The sequence below is a fragment of the Aidingimonas halophila genome (assembly GCF_900106955.1).
Classification (GTDB): domain Bacteria; phylum Pseudomonadota; class Gammaproteobacteria; order Pseudomonadales; family Halomonadaceae; genus Aidingimonas; species Aidingimonas halophila.
In genome coordinates this window covers 460,444-476,553 of the sequence record NZ_FNNI01000003.1, presented here as the reverse complement: position 1 = coordinate 476,553, position 16,110 = coordinate 460,444, and the positions used below count along the sequence as shown (strand labels likewise).

The following is a 16,110-nucleotide window of genomic DNA, read 5'->3' as shown; positions in this document are numbered from 1 at the left end:
CATCCCGCCGGGCCGTGCCTCAGCAGGGAAGGCGTATTCTACCGGATTCCACCAACCTGTCAATCCCGATAACGCCCCATGATCCGAAAATAACCCATAAAACAACTACTTCGGACCATCACACCACCGGCAACGCCTGCGCCTCGCCGGCAGCGGATGCGTACTTTACGCCCTGACGATGAAGAACGCAAGGATGATCTCTAACATCAGCGGAGCGTGATGCGGGCAATCCGCTTCTTACCGGCTTGTACAATGTACGTCTTGCCGACACCAAGCATATGGTCGCGCTCCACCGCTTGCCCATCGACCTTCACTCGGCCATTACCGAGCATATCCTTGGCCTGGGCACTGTTCTGGGTTAGGCCAGAGCGGTTAAGGACAGCTGCGATCGGGGCTTGGTCACTTCCTTCGAAGTCGACGTCTATCTCGGGCAAATCTTCCGGCAACTCTCCGTCGGCAAGCTGGTTGCCTGCTGACTTGTGAGCATTGGCGGCCGCATCTTCACCGTGATACCGCCCGATCAACTCACGCGCAAGCACCATTTTGATATCACGCGGGTTAGCGCCTCGTTCCACGTCTCGTTTGAGTGACTCGAGCTCTTCGTTTGATTTCAGTGACAGCAACTCGAAATAGCGCCACATCAAACTATCCGGCATCGACACCAGCTTGTTGAACATCGTCCCCGGGGTATCATTGAACCCCACATAATTACCGAGGGACTTCGACATTTTCTGCACACCGTCGAGCCCTTCGAGCAACGGCATGGTCATAACGACCTGAGACTCCTGACCGAAATGCTTCTGGATCTCTCGACCCATCAGAAGATTGAACTTCTGGTCCGTACCGCCCAGCTCGATATCGGCTTCCAAGGCAACGGAGTCATATCCCTGGATCAGGGGGTATAAAAACTCATGAATGGAGATCGACTGTCCTGACTCGTAGCGCTTCTCGAAATCGTCACGCTCCAGCATACGCGCGACGGTGCTCTGACCAGCCAATTCGATCATGTCGGCAGCGCTCATCCCCGCGAACCACTCCGCATTGAAACGTACTTCGGTAAGGTCAGGGTCCAGAACCTTGAAAACCTGCTCACGGTACGTTTGTGCATTGGCCCTGACTTCCTCTTCGGTTAGCGGCTTGCGGGTGACGTTCTTGCCGGAGGGATCCCCGATACGACCGGTAAAATCTCCGATCAGAAAGATGATCTCGTGACCCAGATCCTGGAATTGACGCATCTTGGTCAACAGTACACTGTGCCCCAAATGCAGGTCCGGTGCCGTGGGGTCGAAGCCCGCTTTGATTCGAAGCTTTCGTCCAGACGCCAGCTTTTCCTTCAACTCGTCTTCCAGCAAAATCTCATGGGTACCACGCTGTAGTAGTGCTAGCGCGCTCGAGACATCGGTCATCTTCTCCTGCTCCACTCAAAGCGGTTGGCTCATACCGGATAACAATACGGCATTGAAATAAAGCAAGATGGTAACATGCATGACCTCCCTGAGGTGAGGTCCTCCACCTTGAGGAAAATGTCCATGAAATTGTTCGTTGGATTGATGTCCGGAACCAGCCTGGATGGGGTCGACGCTGCCCTCATCCGGCACGAGCCGGGACGACTGCCCGTATTGCAAGCGAGTCATGCAGTCCCCATGCCTTCCGATCTACGGAAATGCCTGCTCGATTTGTGCCAAGCCGAAACGATCAGCTTTGCAGCCCTGGCCCGAGCGGAGCATGATTTCTGCCACCTCCAGGCCAGAGCGGTTGACGCACTGCTATCGAAAGCCCGAATATCGCGTGATTGCATCACCGCGATTGGTAGTCATGGCCAAACAATAGAGCATGCGCCTTCAGGTCATGGAGACAAGCCGGGGCCAGCTTACACATGCCAATTGGACAACCCCAGTCTGCTGGCAGAACTCACCGGATGCCAAGTCGTAGCCGATTTCCGACGACGGGACTTGGCCGCCGGGGGGCAGGCCGCTCCGCTGGCTCCTGCATTTCATGCGGCACTTTTCCGACATCCCCGCGCATGGCGCCTGATCTTGAATCTGGGCGGCTTTGCCAACCTGACGTTACTTCCTCCCGAATCCAGCGATGCGGCTATCATCGGCTTCGACACTGGCCCTGCCAACGTGCTCCTCGATGCCTGGTACCAACGCCATCATCATGGAAGCTATTACGACGCCCAGGGTCAGTGGGCCAGTCGTGGCAACGTCAGCCAAGCACTGCTCAGCCGACTGTTGGAAGATGAATTCTTCCACCGTCACCCCCCAAAAAGCACCGGACGCGAGGCGTTCCACTTGCCTTGGCTGGAAGCCCGCCTAAGGGGTGAGAATGCCGCTGACGTCCAAGCCTCACTCGCCGAGCTCAGTGCAGTAACGATAGCCATGGGGGTGGCAATGGCGTGTCAGTACCAGTCCGTATCCAAGGTTGAGTCGCTGATCGTGTGTGGAGGCGGCGCCCACAATACGGACCTGCTGGAACGACTCGCTAGACACATCCCCGAGATCGCAATTAACAAGCCGGATGCTTTTGGATGGCCAGCCGACTGGTTGGAAGCGGGCGCATTCGCGTGGTTGGCAGCACGTCGCCTCGAAAGCCTGCCCGGGAACCTCCCGTCGGTCACCGCCGCCACAGGGCCGCGAATTCTGGGCGGCATCTACAGCGCCTGACTAACATCAACCGTGAAGCATGCCTTGAGCCTTGGGGTGCGCGGCTTCCCTGGGCACGACCCCCTGACTGACCAGCGCTTCCAACGACATATCCAAGGTTTGCATCCCGACACTCTTGCCTGTCTGGATAGCGGAATGGATCTGGGCCACGCGATCCTCACGTATGAGATTACGTATCGCCGGCGTCGCCATCATGATTTCGTGTGCAGCAACACGACCGCCACCCACCCGCTTGATCAAGACCTGGGAGATCACTCCCTGTAACGACTCCGACAACATGGACCTGACCATGGGTTTCTCCTCGCCAGGAAATACATCGATAACCCTATCGATCGTCTTGGCCGCCGATGCCGTATGCAGCGTTGCAAGCACCAGATGCCCCGTTTCGGCGGCGGTTAACGCCAGACGCACGGTCTCGGCATCACGCAACTCGCCAACGAGGATGACGTCCGGATCTTCACGCAGTGCACTTCGCAAAGCCGGAGCAAAGCCATGCGTATCCCGATCCACTTCACGCTGATGGATCAAGCAGTGCTTACAAGAGTGCAAATATTCGATCGGGTCTTCGATCGTCAACACATGCTCACAACGGGTATCATTGATGTAATCAACCATGGCAGCCAGGGTCGTACTCTTTCCTGAGCCGGTCGGGCCAGTGACCAATACCAAGCCGCGAGGCAATGACGCCAATCGTTGAAAGACAGCACCCAACCCCAGCTCTTCCATCGTCGGCACTTGCGAAGGAATGACTCGGAACACCACGCCCATACCACGATCATGAGTGAACACATTGGCCCGGAACCGAGCCACGCCTGGTAGCTCAATCATGAAATCGCACTGGTAATGTTGTGCAAGACTTTCCCGCTGACGATCAGCCATGAGCTCTTGAACTTGGCTGCGCAGGTCGCCATCGCTCATTGGCGCCTTATCCAGGCGCTGGATGTCACCATCGACACGTATCATGGGTGGCAGGCCTGCTGACAAATGCAGATCCGAGGCGTTCTGTTTTGCCGAATATGCCAGCAGTTCGGTAATATCCATGCTAATTCCCTGCATCAGATTGAGGTTGCGACCAGTATGAAAGAGGTGGACATCGCCCAAACGCTGACGGCCACCCGGGCTCGCCTGGCGCGAGCCTTGCTTTCTGCTGGACGCCCCAGTGATGACGCCGCCCTGTTGGCGGTTAGCAAAACCAAGCCGGCCAGCATGATTCGAACAGCTTACCATTACGGTCAGCGCGATTTTGGCGAGAACTATCTGCAAGAAGCCCTGGAAAAACAAGAGCGCCTTGCCGATCTAAACGGGGTCGCATGGCATTTCATTGGGCCACTGCAGTCCAACAAGACTCGCAGTGTTGCCGAGCGATTCGACTGGGTGCATAGCATCGACAGAGCCAAAACGGCACAACGGCTATCTCGATACCGTCCCTCTGACAAGCCTCCGCTCAATATTTGCATCCAGGTCAACACCAGTCGTGAGCATAGCAAGTCCGGTGTACTACTGGACGACCTGGACGATCTGGTTGCCGCGGTTGTCGAATTGCCCGGCTTGCAGTTGAGAGGCTTGATGACCCTCCCCGCGCCAGTCGAGGGATTCGATGCCCAACGAGTCCCTTTCGCTCAGTTGCGGCAAGCGCTGGAAAGCCTGACCTCTCGCTATCCGCATGCCAAATTGGATACGCTATCCATGGGCATGAGCAATGACCTGGAAGCGGCGATTGCCGAAGGCGCCACCTGGGTCCGACTAGGAACAGCCATCTTCGGCGCGCGCGATTATCCGGCTGCCCATCACTCATGAGGTTGATAGCAGCGCCGTGCTATCGAACAGGAGTCTTTTCATGACCCGACATATTACATTTATCGGTGCAGGCAACATGGCCAGTGCAATTCTCGGCGGCATGGTCGACAGCGGTTATTCACGTGAGGCGATTACGGCTTCGTCGCCCGATGAGTCACAACTGGCAGCATTGCACGAACGCTTTGGCATTCAGACAACAACCAGCAATGTCGACGCTGTCAAACAGGCCGATGTCGTCGTTCTAGCCGTCAAGCCACAGCTCATGAAAGACGTCTGTACGGAACTGCACGGTACCGTTCAGGATACGCGTCCATTGATCGTCTCTGTGGCAGCAGGGATACCAGCGGACGCACTGGAACGATGGCTAGGAGGGGATCTACCAGTGGTCCGTTGCATGCCCAACACACCATCTCTGGTGGGGAGCGGTGCCTGTGGATTATTTGCCAACCCGCGAGTCGATGCCGATCAACGTGACCTAGCTACGACATTGCTGGGCGCCGTCGGACTAGTCGAATGGGTTGACGAGGAGTCACTGCTGGAAGCCATTACAGCGATATCGGGTAGCGGACCGGCTTATTTCTTCCTAGTATTCGAAGCCCTTGAGGCTGCCGGAGTCAAGTTGGGCCTACCGGCAGATAGTGCCCGGCGGTTAGCATTACAAACCGCAGCCGGTGCTGCCCGAATGGCACAGCAAAGTGATCAATCGCCGGAACGACTTAAACGCAACGTCATGTCGCCCGGTGGAACAACAGAACGTGCCGTTCACTGCCTGGAGGATGCTCACTTAAGGCAGGCATTCTTAGAGGCAACCGACGCTTGCGCTCAGCGCGCCCGAGAAATGGCCGAGGAATTCGGCAACCGTTAGACTTTCAGCCACGAGGAGCCCCCATGGGCAGTCAATTGGGAAACGACCTGTTGCACACGTTGATCAACATCTATTTGTTCATCCTGATGTTGCGCTTTTTGTTGCAGGCCTCTCGCGCCGATTACTACAACCCCATCAGCCAATCGGTGGTTAAAATCACCCAGCCGGTCGTGGGCCTGTTCCAAGGGTTCTTGAAACCTATCGGTCCCTTCGACATGGCGACACTGGCAGCCGGTTTTCTTCTCAAGGCCATCAGTATCATCGTCATCCTCCAGATAGACGGCTTTGGCATGCCACCGATTCACTGGGTTGCGATTGGAGCAATCGCTGCACTGGCCAACGCCATACTGAAGATCTATTTTTTCGCCTTGATCGCCATGATCATTCTCAGTTGGGTCGCTCCCCAGGCGAGTCATCCTGGCGCGATACTCATCATGCAACTAATGGAACCGGTCATGTCGCCGCTGCGCAAGGTCATCCCTCCGCTGGGCATGATCGATTTATCTCCTATCGTGGCTTTTATTGCCATCAGCCTTCTCGATGGTCTGATTGTCAACTCTCTGATAAACGCTGCCGGGGTTCCTGGGACTCTGATTGGCCTATAACATCACAATGACAGGAACACTTTGATTGTGCAGGACACGACAACCCTACAGAGTACGGATGCCACAATGTCCGGGATGCCTGCTGACTCGGTTGGCCTTGTCACACCGCAGAAGGCCCACTTCGACACACCGTTGCCACTGGCCTGCGGGAGAACGCTGCCCAGTTACGATCTGGTGTACGAAACCTATGGCGAACTCAATGATGACCGCAGCAATGCCGTGCTGATCTGCCATGCATTGTCTGGTCACCACCATGCGGCTGGCTATCATCACAAGGACGACCGCAAACCCGGGTGGTGGGATGCGCATATTGGCCCGGGGAAAAGCATCGATACCAACCGGTTTTTTGTGGTTTCTCTGAATAATCTGGGGGGCTGTCACGGCAGTACCGGTCCCTGCTCCATTGATCCGGAAACGGGACGAGAGTGGGGCCCTGATTTTCCCATGATGACCGTCACCGATTGGGTACACAGTCAAGCCAAGCTTGCCGACCTGCTTGGCATAGAACGCTTCGCTGCGGTTGTCGGCGGCAGTCTGGGAGGAATGCAGGTGATGCAATGGTCCCTGGCCTATCCCGAGCGCATTGCCAATGCCGTGGTCATTGCCGCAACGCCCAAACTGTCAGCACAGAATATCGCCTTCAATGAAGTCGCCCGCCAGGCCATTCGTTCCGATCCCGAATTCCATGGCGGGCGTTACCACGAGCATGGCGCACTCCCCAGGCGAGGCCTCAAGTTGGCTCGCATGGTAGGCCATATTACATACCTCTCGGAAGACGCGATGGGATACAAATTCGGCCGCGACTTACGTGAGGATAACTTCCATTTTGGTTACGATGTCGAGTTCCAGGTCGAATCCTATCTGCGCTACCAGGGAGACACCTTTTCGACCTCGTTCGATGCCAATACCTATCTTTTGATGACCAAGGTATTGGACTACTTCGATCCCGCAGCCGTTCATGGAGGCGACCTGGCCACCGCTCTGGAACCGGCGTGCTGCCCCTTCCTCGTCATCAGCTTTTCCTCCGACTGGCGATTTCCGCCATCCCGCTCCGAAGAATTGGTCGATGCCCTGATGCAAGCCGGTAAGTCAGTCAGTTATGCAAGGATCGAGTCGCCTCACGGCCATGATGCCTTCCTGCTGCCAGAACCCAGATATCAAGCGGTTTTTTCCGCCTTTATGGAACGGGTAGCACGTGACTTGTGTTTGGAGGCTAGCCACTAATGCGCTCTGATCTGGTTCTCATCCATGAGTGGGTACCCGCCGGTGCTCATATCCTCGACCTCGGCTGTGGTGACGGTGAACTCCTCGATACGCTGGCCCGAGAAAAAAACGTCAGTGGCTACGGGCTCGAAATTGACCCCGAAGGCATAACCGCCTGTATTGCACGAGGCATCAACGTCATCGAGCAGAACCTCGATCAGGGCCTGGCCAATTTCGATGACAACGCCTATGACCTGGTCATCATGACGCAAGCTCTGCAAGCGTTACGCCGCCCCGACCTGATGCTCGATGAAATGTTACGGGTCGCCGAAGAGTGTATTATCACCTTCCCCAACTTCGCTTATTGGCGACATCGAGCGCACCTCGGTTTCAAGGGGTACATGCCTGTCTCGAAATCACTACCCTATGCCTGGTACGACACACCGAACATCCACTTGTCGACCTTCAATGATTTTGAACAGTTGTGCCGCCAAAAGGGGCTGATCATCCGTGACCAGGCTGTCGGCAACGGTGACCATGAAGGTCATTGGACGGCTCGCCTCTGGCCGAACCTGTTCGGAGAAACGGCCGTGTTTCGCATCGGTCGGCGTGCAGCCTGATAACAATATGACTGCATAACGGGGGCCTCCATGTGCTTCGATCTGGAAGTCTCCTACGAGCCGAATGAGTCGCCCGCGGATATCAGCTTCATTCAGCGCTGCTACATCGATCGGCACTCAGGGACTGTTACGTCATCATCACCGATAGACGATCTGCCAGATGGATGGCTCGGGGCTGCCCTGAGTGGGTTGTCACCCGACAGCCATATGCCAGTACCTCTACCCCGTTCCCCACACATTCTTTCAGGCTTGAAGCATAACGCGGGTCCAGATGTACAGCGGGAGCAACCTCTTCAATCTGGGTATGCGCCACGCAAAACAACAGCACGGCACGCCGGCCTTGAGCCACCAGCGACGTCAGGCTATCGAGATGCTTTCGTCCTCGCACACTGACTGCATCAGGGAAATAGCCACGACCATCGGCCTCACGCAGCGTGACCTGCTTGACCTCAACGACACAAGGGGCTCTATCGCTGCCATCGAGTTGGAAATCCAGTCGAGCGGCCCCATGAACTACCTCACGACGCAAGCCGGTATACCCGGCCAACTCCGGTACATGACCATATCGCAAGGCTTCTTCGACGATATCGTTGGCGCGGCCGGTATGCACCGACACCATCGCGGTGCTGCCATCTTCCTGCGGCAACTCGATCAATTCCCAAGTCCATGGAAGCTTGCGCTTGGGATTATCACTTGCCGATAACCATACGCGACAACCCGGTACGTTGACGGCTCGCATTGAGCCGGTATTGGGGCAATGGGCTACCACCAGGGAGCCATCATCTAGCACCACATCCGCCAGAAAGCGTTTGTAACGGCGGCGTAACGTCCCTGGTATCAATTGCAGATAGTCCATTTATCTCCCTGAATGATGTGACAGGAACCGCTCCAGACGACTGACGGCCTCTTCGAGGCGGTCGATTCCCGTCGTAAACGCAATCCGGATGTGATGCTCTCCCCCATTGACCGCAAAATCGACACCCGGTGTTATCGCGACATCCTCCTCTTCCAGGAACTGCCGACAGAACCTTTGGCTGTCCCGGCTGTAACGAGAGATATCCAGCCACAGGTAGAACGCTCCCTGGGGCGGCTGAGAAGGAGCCAGGCCAAGGCGTGCCAAGCCGCTCAACAGGGCATCGCGACGCAGGTGCAACTCGTGACGCCGGGATTCCAACTCATCGTAAGTTGCATCATCGAAGGCTGACAACGCCGCGTATTGGGCAGGCGTGGAGGGGGCCAGGAATAGGTTTTGCGCCAGCCGTGTCAAAGGCTCCACCGCAGAAGCTGGTGCGACCAACCAGCCAAGACGCCACCCCGTCATACCAAAATACTTCGAGAAGCTATTGACGACAAAGGCGTCATCAGTGCATGAAACGGCAGAGACCGGGGCCATGTCGTATGTCAACCCCTGATAGATCTCATCGATCAGCAAGTGGCCGCCGCGGCGCATGACCGTATTGACCACTGCCGACAACTGATCTGCATCTAGCATATGTCCCGTGGGGTTGGAGGGTGTGGCCAGCATGGCCAACCGGGTATCTGCCCGCCAGTGTGAAGCGACTCGTGACGCATCAAGCTGCCAGCCACTTTCCGGCCCTACAGGGACAGTCTCCAGCGCTGCCCCCGCCAACGCCATGAAATGCCGATTACATGGGTAATTCGGGTCGGCCATGATGACGTGATCACCTGGCCCGACCAAGAGTTGACTGGCCAACAACAGGGCTCCCGACGCACCCGGTGTAACGATGATACGGCCAGGGTCCACCGCTGTGCCAAACTGCGCGGCATAATGTCCTGCGATCGCCTCGCGCAATGCAGGAAGCCCCGTCGCCGGCGTATAGCGTGTCTGCCCATCCGTCAATGCCTGATGCGCAGCTTCAAGAACAGGCGCCGGTGTCGGGAAATCCGGCTCTCCCACTTCAAGATGGATCACATCATGCCCCGCACGTTCCCGTGCCTGAGCGGCCTCCAACAACCCCATCACCTGAAAGGGCTTGACATAGTTGACCCTTGAATTCCAGCGCATCCTCCTCTCCTGCCTACCCCTTTACAGATAGGGCACCGACTCTGTATGACATTGTCCAATAACAGTGTACGCTTGGCAGGGAGTATTGCGCATGGCATGTTCCTTCATCCAGTGGTTGCAAAGCCCGAAAATTTTCGCTAAACAGGCATACCTTTGGCGGGAGATACCTCACTCAACGTCAGGTATTCATCAGCAGTCACTCACGTAATGAGGCAGCCCCATGCCAGCAACAGAGCAGAAAGCGGAAGCGCTGAAGAAATTCACCCCTTATGAAGCCGCGCCGGGTGAAGAGTACATGAACGAGAAACAGCTGGAGCATTTCCGGCAGATTTTGTTGAGCTGGAAGCAGGAGCTGATGGAGGAAGTCGACCGGACTGTCCGCCACCTTCAGGAAGAAGCCAACAATTATGCCGATCCGGCTGACCGGGCAACCCAGGAAGAGGGCTTTAGCCTCGAATTGCGCACTCGCGACCGAGAGCGCAAATTGCTCAAGAAGATCAATGAGACCATCGAGAAAATCGATGAAGAAGAATACGGTTACTGCGAAGCCTGCGGTGTAGAAATCGGTATTCGCCGTCTCGAGGCACGCCCCACCGCCACGCTATGCGTCGATTGCAAGACGCTGGACGAACTCAAGGAAAAACAGCTCGGGGGTTGATCGAGCTCGTGCCGGTAATGCGTTTCCCTGCCCGCGGCATACCTCCCAAGCCGCGGGCCCTTCCTTTTGTACAATCCCTATGAGTGCTTATCGCGGCCGCTTCGCCCCGACACCTTCCGGCCCCTTGCATTTCGGTTCCTTGATCGCTGCGCTAGGCAGCTTCCTGGATGCCCGTCACTTCGGTGGAAAATGGCTTGTTCGTATCGAGGATATCGATCCCCCGCGGTGTCCTGCCGGAGCCAGCGATACCATCCTGCGTCAGCTTGAAGCCTTCGGCCTATGCTGGGACGAGGATATCCGATATCAGCAGACGCGTGGTGACGCTTATCAGGAGGCCTTGGATAGATTGCTTCAGGATGGCCTTGTTTACCCCTGTAGCTGTTCGCGTAAACAATGGCGTAACCACCCCATCTATCCCGGTTGGTGCCGTGCCGGGGTCCGAGAACCCGGCATGCCAGTTGCCTGGCGTTGGCGTAGCGATCTGGGGATACGTCCGGTGGAATGGAGTGACAGATTATTCGGCTGTCAGACGCTGGATCCAGCCGAATTCGGCGATGTCATTCTCAAGCGTAAAGATGATCTCTGGGCCTATCAGTTGGCAGTGGTTGTCGATGATGCCGACCAAGGAATCACCGATATCGTGCGAGGATACGACCTGCTTGACAATACCCCCTGGCAACGCCAGTTACAGATCGCTCTCGGCGCATCGCAACCAGACTATTTGCACCTGCCACTCATTATCGGTCCTGATGGGCAAAAACTTTCCAAACAGAATCTGGCCGCCCCCTTGCCATACCAGGGAGACGCCGTGCGTGATCAGCTTTACCGAGCCTTGATCGCTCTGGACCAGTCACCGCCAAAAGCATTGGCGGATGCCACCGTTCATGACCAACTGGAATTCGCAATTCACCACTGGGAGGTCGGTAAACTACCTGCCAACACCCAGCGTCAGGAACCAGGCTGGTAGCATCTCGTCTCCACTATCATTAGCCGATCGGTGTTCTTATGTATGTATACCGCATCATGTTGTTCCTGGTATTCGGCGGTTACCTGCTGTCGCCGATGCTCATGAGTGGATGGGCCACTCCAGGAGAAGCCTGGTATCGTCCCTTTTTGATCTGGGGCATTCTTGTCGCACTCTCTTTCTGGCTGGAGCAGAAGAGGCATCTCGATGAGCGGTAGTTTCGTTGGTATCTGTCTTCTGGGTATCGGCTACATGGCGCTACTGTTCCTATGCGCTCTGGCCGTTGAACGGGGCTGGATATCCACACGCATTGTCAGGCATCCGATCATTTATACCTTGGCGCTCGGCGTCTATGCCAGCGCATGGGCAACGTATGGCAGTCTGGAGTTCGCAAGCCAGTCGGGTTACGGCTACCTCGCTTACTATCTGGGGATAGCTGGCGCCTTCCTGTTGGCACCGGTACTACTGCTTCCCATCCAACGAATGACACGAACCTATCAGTTATCTTCCCTCGCTGATCTATTCGCCTTCCGCTATCGGTCCCGTTGGGTTGGTGCACTGATCACCGTGGTCAGCCTGCTGGCAGTCTGGCCCTTGCTGTCGTTGCAGATCCAGACCCTGGGTGAGGCCATTGGTCGGCTGTCAGATAATCGTTACCCAGCACTGTTGGCCCTCGCGTTCTGCGCCATGATCGCACTGTTCGCCATTATCTTCGGCGCAAGCCATACGCGGCTGCATGCTCGCCACGATACCGTCATCGCGACTATCGCACTGGAGTCTCTCATCAAGCTCGCCGCCATGCTCATGCTAGGCGCCATTGCCTTGTTCGGCATTTTCGATGGCCCCATGGAGCTTCAATCCTGGCTCGAAAGTGATGGACTCAGCCACCAAACCGGCGTAACGGCACTCGACGCGGGACAGTGGCGCACCTTGTTGCTACTTTTCTTCGCTGCGGCATTTCTGATGCCTCACATGTTTCACATCACTTTCGCCGAAACACTCTCTCGTCGCGCTCTTCTCAACGCCGGCTGGAGCCTACCACTGTACCTGCTGCTCATGGCGCTTCCGATTCCCTTGATTTTATGGGGAGCACAGCGCGCCGGCGCCAATCCGGAGGCCTTGGGAAGCGCGTACCTGGGCTTCGGCCTGAACTCCTCGGTCTGGGTGGAGGCATTGGTCTTCCTGGCCGGTCTCGCCGCAGCGAGCGGTACATTGATCATCCTTTCTCTTGCCCTGTCCGGCATGATACTCAATCACCTCGTACTGATTGCCCATCCGCCTTCACACCAGCCAGACCTGGATCGCTGGTTGCTTTGGCTGCGGCGAGGGCTTATCGCGACGGTCATCTTTGGTGGCTGGCTGTTCTACCGCACCATCGGTATTCATCACGACCTGACCAGCCTGGGACTGACATCTTTCGTCGGCATGGCCCAATGCCTTCCTGGCATTCTGGCTTTGCTGTACTGGCCCGGAGCCAACCGTAAAGGCATGGTAACGGGTCTGATTACCGGGGTAACAATCTGGTTGGTTGGGCTTGGATGGCCACTGGTCAGTCATCATTCGCCGATCGTCATCATTCCTCCAGGGCTCGAGATGCTGGCCACGGAACCTACCTGGTATATCGTGGCCCTCACCTCTTTAGCGGCGAACATGTTGACCTTCATCCTGGTGTCGCTGATCACTCCCACATCGGAAGGCGAGCGGGCTGCTGCTGAAGCCTGTTCGGTCGATGCTGTGATTCGCCCCAAGCGCCTGCCGTTACTGGCCACCAATGGTGAAGAGTGCAAGCAGTTCCTTGCTCAGGCTCTCGGGAGAGAGTTCGCCGATCGCGAAGTCGATCGCGCCATGGCCGATCTGAACCTGTCAGACCATGAAAATCGTCCCTACGCCCTGCGGCGATTACGCGACCGTATTCAAGCCAACCTGTCCGGCTTGATGGGGCCTTCGGTTGCCCAGGATATCGTTGATCGTTACTTGCCTTACCGCCGGGATGGTCAAACGGCTACCGATGACATCCATTTCGTCGAAAATCGTCTCGAAGCCTACCGTTCAAGGCTTACGGGGCTGGCCCGAGAGCTTGACGAGCTGCGCCGATACCACCGCCGCACCCTTGACCAACTGCCGATTGGTGTATGCGCTTTCGGCGATGATGGTGAACTGCTCATGTGGAATGACGCGCTCGGCAAGCTCTCGGGTATCGAGGGACATCGTGTCGTCGGCGCCCATCGCAATAGCTTGCCTCCACCGTGGTGCGAACTACTCGGCAGTGTTCTCACCGACGAGCATGAGCGCCTTTACAAGCAACCGGTCGACCTACCGTCCGGCCGACGCTATTTGACACTACATCGGGCATCCCTGCAGGGCAACGATACCGGTAGAGGTGGCAGCGTCATTCTGCTCGAGGATCATAGTGAACTGAAATGGCTCGAAGATGAACTCGTCCATGCCGCTCGACTCGCTTCAATCGGACAATTGGCAGCCGGTGTCGCTCACGAGATCGGCAATCCAATCACAGGTATCTCGTCATTGGCGCAGAACCTGCGCTATGACACCGACGATCCTGCCATACTGGAAACGGCCGAGCATATTCAGCAACTGACCGATCGTGTATCCCGCATCGTCGATTCGCTGGTCGGGTTCTCCCATGGTGGCCGCCATAAGCATGCGTTGGAAGTGGCTCCCGTTACAGTGCATTTAGTCATCGATGAAGCCATGCACTTGATTCATTTGGCCAGATCACGTCAGGATGTCGAGTATCGTAACGACTGTGACGCAGACCTATGTATTGAAGGTAATGTGCAGCAACTGGTTCAGGTCTTCGTGAACCTGCTGAGTAACGCTCGTGACGCCAGCCCGATAGGCGGATGCGTCATGATCGATGCCCAACGTGACGTACATGAAGCACACATCACTGTCACAGACGACGGGCCTGGCATCGACACCAGCGTACGTGATCACCTATTTGAGCCGTTCACTACGACCAAAGCCGCTGGAGAGGGCACAGGTCTCGGCTTATCGCTGGTCTACAGCATCATTGCCGAGCACCAGGGACATATCCAAGCGGAGTCACCGCTCCCTGGCCAAGCACACGGCACCTGCATCCATATGTGGTTGCCCTTGAGCGAAAAGGATGGCGACGCCACTCATGAGCCGGATTCTGATCGTTGAAGACGAAGCCATTATCCGCAGTGCGCTCAGACGTCTGCTGGAACGACATGACCACGAAGTCAGTGAGGCTGGCTCATTGGGTGATGCCGAGTCACTTGACCCAAGAACCTTTGATTTGATCATCAGTGACTTACGCTTGCCGGATGCCTCAGGTACCACGCTGATCGATATTGCTGCACCGGCACCCGTGCTGATCATGACCAGTTATGCCAGCATGCGCTCAGCCGTTGACGCTCTCAAGCAGGGAGCGGTGGACTACATTGCCAAGCCCTTCGACCATGATGAGTTGCTGGACACCGTCGATAAAACACTTCAGCAGTATGCGCCCAGCACAACGCCGACGCCCCCGTCTTCCCATGAAGAGTCCCCGGATATGGTGGGGGACTGTGCCGCCATGCAGGCTGTTTACTCCCGCATTCGCAAGACGGCCCCCGCCGATGTCACCGTACTGATTCAGGGCGAGTCAGGCACCGGCAAGGAACTGGTTGCGCGGGCAATCCATCAGCAAAGCCAACGAAGCCGGGCACCGTTGATTTGCGTCAATTGCGCGGCGATTCCCGAAACACTGATCGAGTCTGAACTCTTTGGCCATGAAAAGGGGGCGTTTACGGGAGCGAATGCAGCACGCACCGGGCTCGTTGAAGCCGCCGATGGCGGCACACTGTTCCTCGATGAGATCGGTGAGTTGCCGATGGACGCCCAAGCACGCCTACTGCGCGTATTACAGGAAGGCGAGATTCGCAAGATCGGTTCAATCGAGACGCGCCATGTAGATGTTCGCCTGATTGCAGCAACCCATCGTGATCTACATGCCCTATCGAGGAACGGCGAGTTCCGTCTCGACCTATATTACCGACTCAATGTCATGCAGATCGATCTGCCCCCTCTTCGTGATCGCGAGGACGATATCCTGAAGATCACCGATGTGTTGCTCGCGTCGGCCTGTCGACGGCATGGCCGCACGGGGTTGAAGTTATCCCGCACCGCTCGCCGAGAGCTTCGTGACTACCCATGGCCAGGGAATGTACGGGAACTGGAAAACGCCTTGGAACGCGGCGTCATCCTGGCGGAAGGTAACCTGATTCACCCCGATGACCTAGGACTACGCCCCGTAACCATACAACGTGGCGCACCAACGCCGGGGCCCGCTTCACCCCCCCGACAGTCTTTCCATCATGCTGAGACGATACCCAACGACGATGAGCTCTCTCTGGAAGACTATTTCCAGCACTTCGTACTCGAGCATCAGGATCAAATGAGCGAAACCGAGCTGGCTCAGAAGCTGGGGATCAGTCGCAAGTGCCTCTGGGAACGCCGGCAACGTCTCGGTATTCCCCGGAAACGCAACACCCGCAATCGCTCGGCCAGCTGACATTGCGACCAATGTCTAACCCTTGGATCGACCAGTACCACCCCGACTTTCAAGCACGACGCCAGCAGTTTCTGCACCACTTGTTACCTTACCACACAGGACTTGCCCCATAAGATGGCGTCTTGGGTAACACAAGAGGACCGTACGGCACGGCCTCGCACGACGA

The 16,110-nt window shown here is 56.6% G+C and carries 15 protein-coding genes; 11 read left to right on the top strand and 4 right to left on the bottom strand.

The features are described from left to right. Positions 1-206: 206 nt before the first annotated feature. A complete protein-coding gene (tyrS, locus tag BLW01_RS08195) occupies positions 207-1,406 on the bottom strand; it encodes a tyrosine--tRNA ligase (protein ID WP_092569002.1) in 1,200 nt (399 codons plus the stop codon). A 123-nt stretch (positions 1,407-1,529) separates the two neighbouring features. Here tyrS and BLW01_RS08190 point away from each other — a divergent pair, with 123 nt between their 5' ends. After that, positions 1,530-2,666, top strand: coding sequence for an anhydro-N-acetylmuramic acid kinase (locus tag BLW01_RS08190; protein ID WP_092569001.1), 1,137 nt, complete (start codon positions 1,530-1,532; stop codon positions 2,664-2,666). Between the two features lie 6 nt (positions 2,667-2,672). On the opposite strand, the gene BLW01_RS08185 is transcribed toward BLW01_RS08190, so the two are convergent. Beyond that, complete coding sequence (locus BLW01_RS08185) at positions 2,673-3,707, bottom strand: type IV pilus twitching motility protein PilT (protein WP_092569000.1); 1,035 nt, start codon at positions 3,705-3,707, stop codon at positions 2,673-2,675. A gap of 36 nt (positions 3,708-3,743) precedes the next feature. Between BLW01_RS08185 and BLW01_RS08180 the strand changes: the two genes are divergently transcribed. The 5 genes from BLW01_RS08180 to metW all read left to right on the top strand — a co-directional run bounded on the left by BLW01_RS08180 (position 3,744) and on the right by metW (position 7,756). Next, entirely contained in the window at positions 3,744-4,463 is a 720-nt protein-coding gene (locus BLW01_RS08180) for a YggS family pyridoxal phosphate-dependent enzyme (protein WP_092568999.1), read from the top strand. Between the two features lie 40 nt (positions 4,464-4,503). After that, complete coding sequence (gene proC / locus BLW01_RS08175) at positions 4,504-5,328, top strand: pyrroline-5-carboxylate reductase (RefSeq protein WP_092568998.1); 825 nt, start codon at positions 4,504-4,506, stop codon at positions 5,326-5,328. Between the two features lie 23 nt (positions 5,329-5,351). Next, positions 5,352-5,933, top strand: coding sequence for a YggT family protein (locus tag BLW01_RS08170; RefSeq protein WP_092568997.1), 582 nt, complete (start codon positions 5,352-5,354; stop codon positions 5,931-5,933). Positions 5,934-5,999: 66 nt separating this feature from the next. After that, a complete protein-coding gene (metX, locus tag BLW01_RS08165) occupies positions 6,000-7,157 on the top strand; it encodes a homoserine O-succinyltransferase MetX (protein ID WP_092568996.1) in 1,158 nt (385 codons plus the stop codon). Further along, the gene (gene metW / locus BLW01_RS08160; RefSeq protein WP_092568995.1) at positions 7,157-7,756 is read left to right on the top strand and encodes a methionine biosynthesis protein MetW; all 600 of its coding nucleotides are present in this window, start codon (positions 7,157-7,159) and stop codon (positions 7,754-7,756) included. The genes metX and metW overlap by 1 nt, the downstream gene beginning before the upstream one ends. Before the next feature lie 127 nt (positions 7,757-7,883). Here metW and sfsA read toward each other — a convergent pair whose 3' ends face one another. Both sfsA and BLW01_RS08150 read right to left on the bottom strand, forming a co-directional pair. Beyond that, entirely contained in the window at positions 7,884-8,612 is a 729-nt protein-coding gene (gene sfsA, locus BLW01_RS08155; RefSeq protein ID WP_092568994.1) for a DNA/RNA nuclease SfsA, read from the bottom strand. Continuing rightward, positions 8,613-9,782, bottom strand: coding sequence for an aminotransferase class I/II-fold pyridoxal phosphate-dependent enzyme (locus tag BLW01_RS08150; protein WP_092568993.1), 1,170 nt, complete (start codon positions 9,780-9,782; stop codon positions 8,613-8,615). Between the two features lie 220 nt (positions 9,783-10,002). Between BLW01_RS08150 and dksA the strand changes: the two genes are divergently transcribed. From dksA to BLW01_RS08130, 5 genes are all read left to right on the top strand, one after another. Continuing rightward, positions 10,003-10,440: an RNA polymerase-binding protein DksA gene (gene dksA, locus BLW01_RS08145; protein ID WP_092568992.1), complete on the top strand. Its 438-nt coding sequence runs from the start codon at positions 10,003-10,005 to the stop codon at positions 10,438-10,440. A gap of 79 nt (positions 10,441-10,519) precedes the next feature. Continuing rightward, on the top strand, positions 10,520-11,407 hold the full coding sequence (gene gluQRS / locus BLW01_RS08140; protein WP_092568991.1) for a tRNA glutamyl-Q(34) synthetase GluQRS: 888 nt from the start codon (positions 10,520-10,522) through the stop codon (positions 11,405-11,407). A 38-nt stretch (positions 11,408-11,445) separates the two neighbouring features. Then, positions 11,446-11,622, top strand: coding sequence for a hypothetical protein (locus tag BLW01_RS18465; protein WP_175529798.1), 177 nt, complete (start codon positions 11,446-11,448; stop codon positions 11,620-11,622). Then, on the top strand, positions 11,612-14,572 hold the full coding sequence (locus BLW01_RS08135) for an ATP-binding protein (protein ID WP_092568990.1): 2,961 nt from the start codon (positions 11,612-11,614) through the stop codon (positions 14,570-14,572). The genes BLW01_RS18465 and BLW01_RS08135 overlap by 11 nt, the downstream gene beginning before the upstream one ends. After that, entirely contained in the window at positions 14,550-15,944 is a 1,395-nt protein-coding gene (locus BLW01_RS08130; protein ID WP_092568989.1) for a sigma-54-dependent transcriptional regulator, read from the top strand. Before BLW01_RS08135 ends, BLW01_RS08130 begins: the two co-directional genes overlap by 23 nt. Positions 15,945-16,110: the final 166 nt, after the last annotated feature.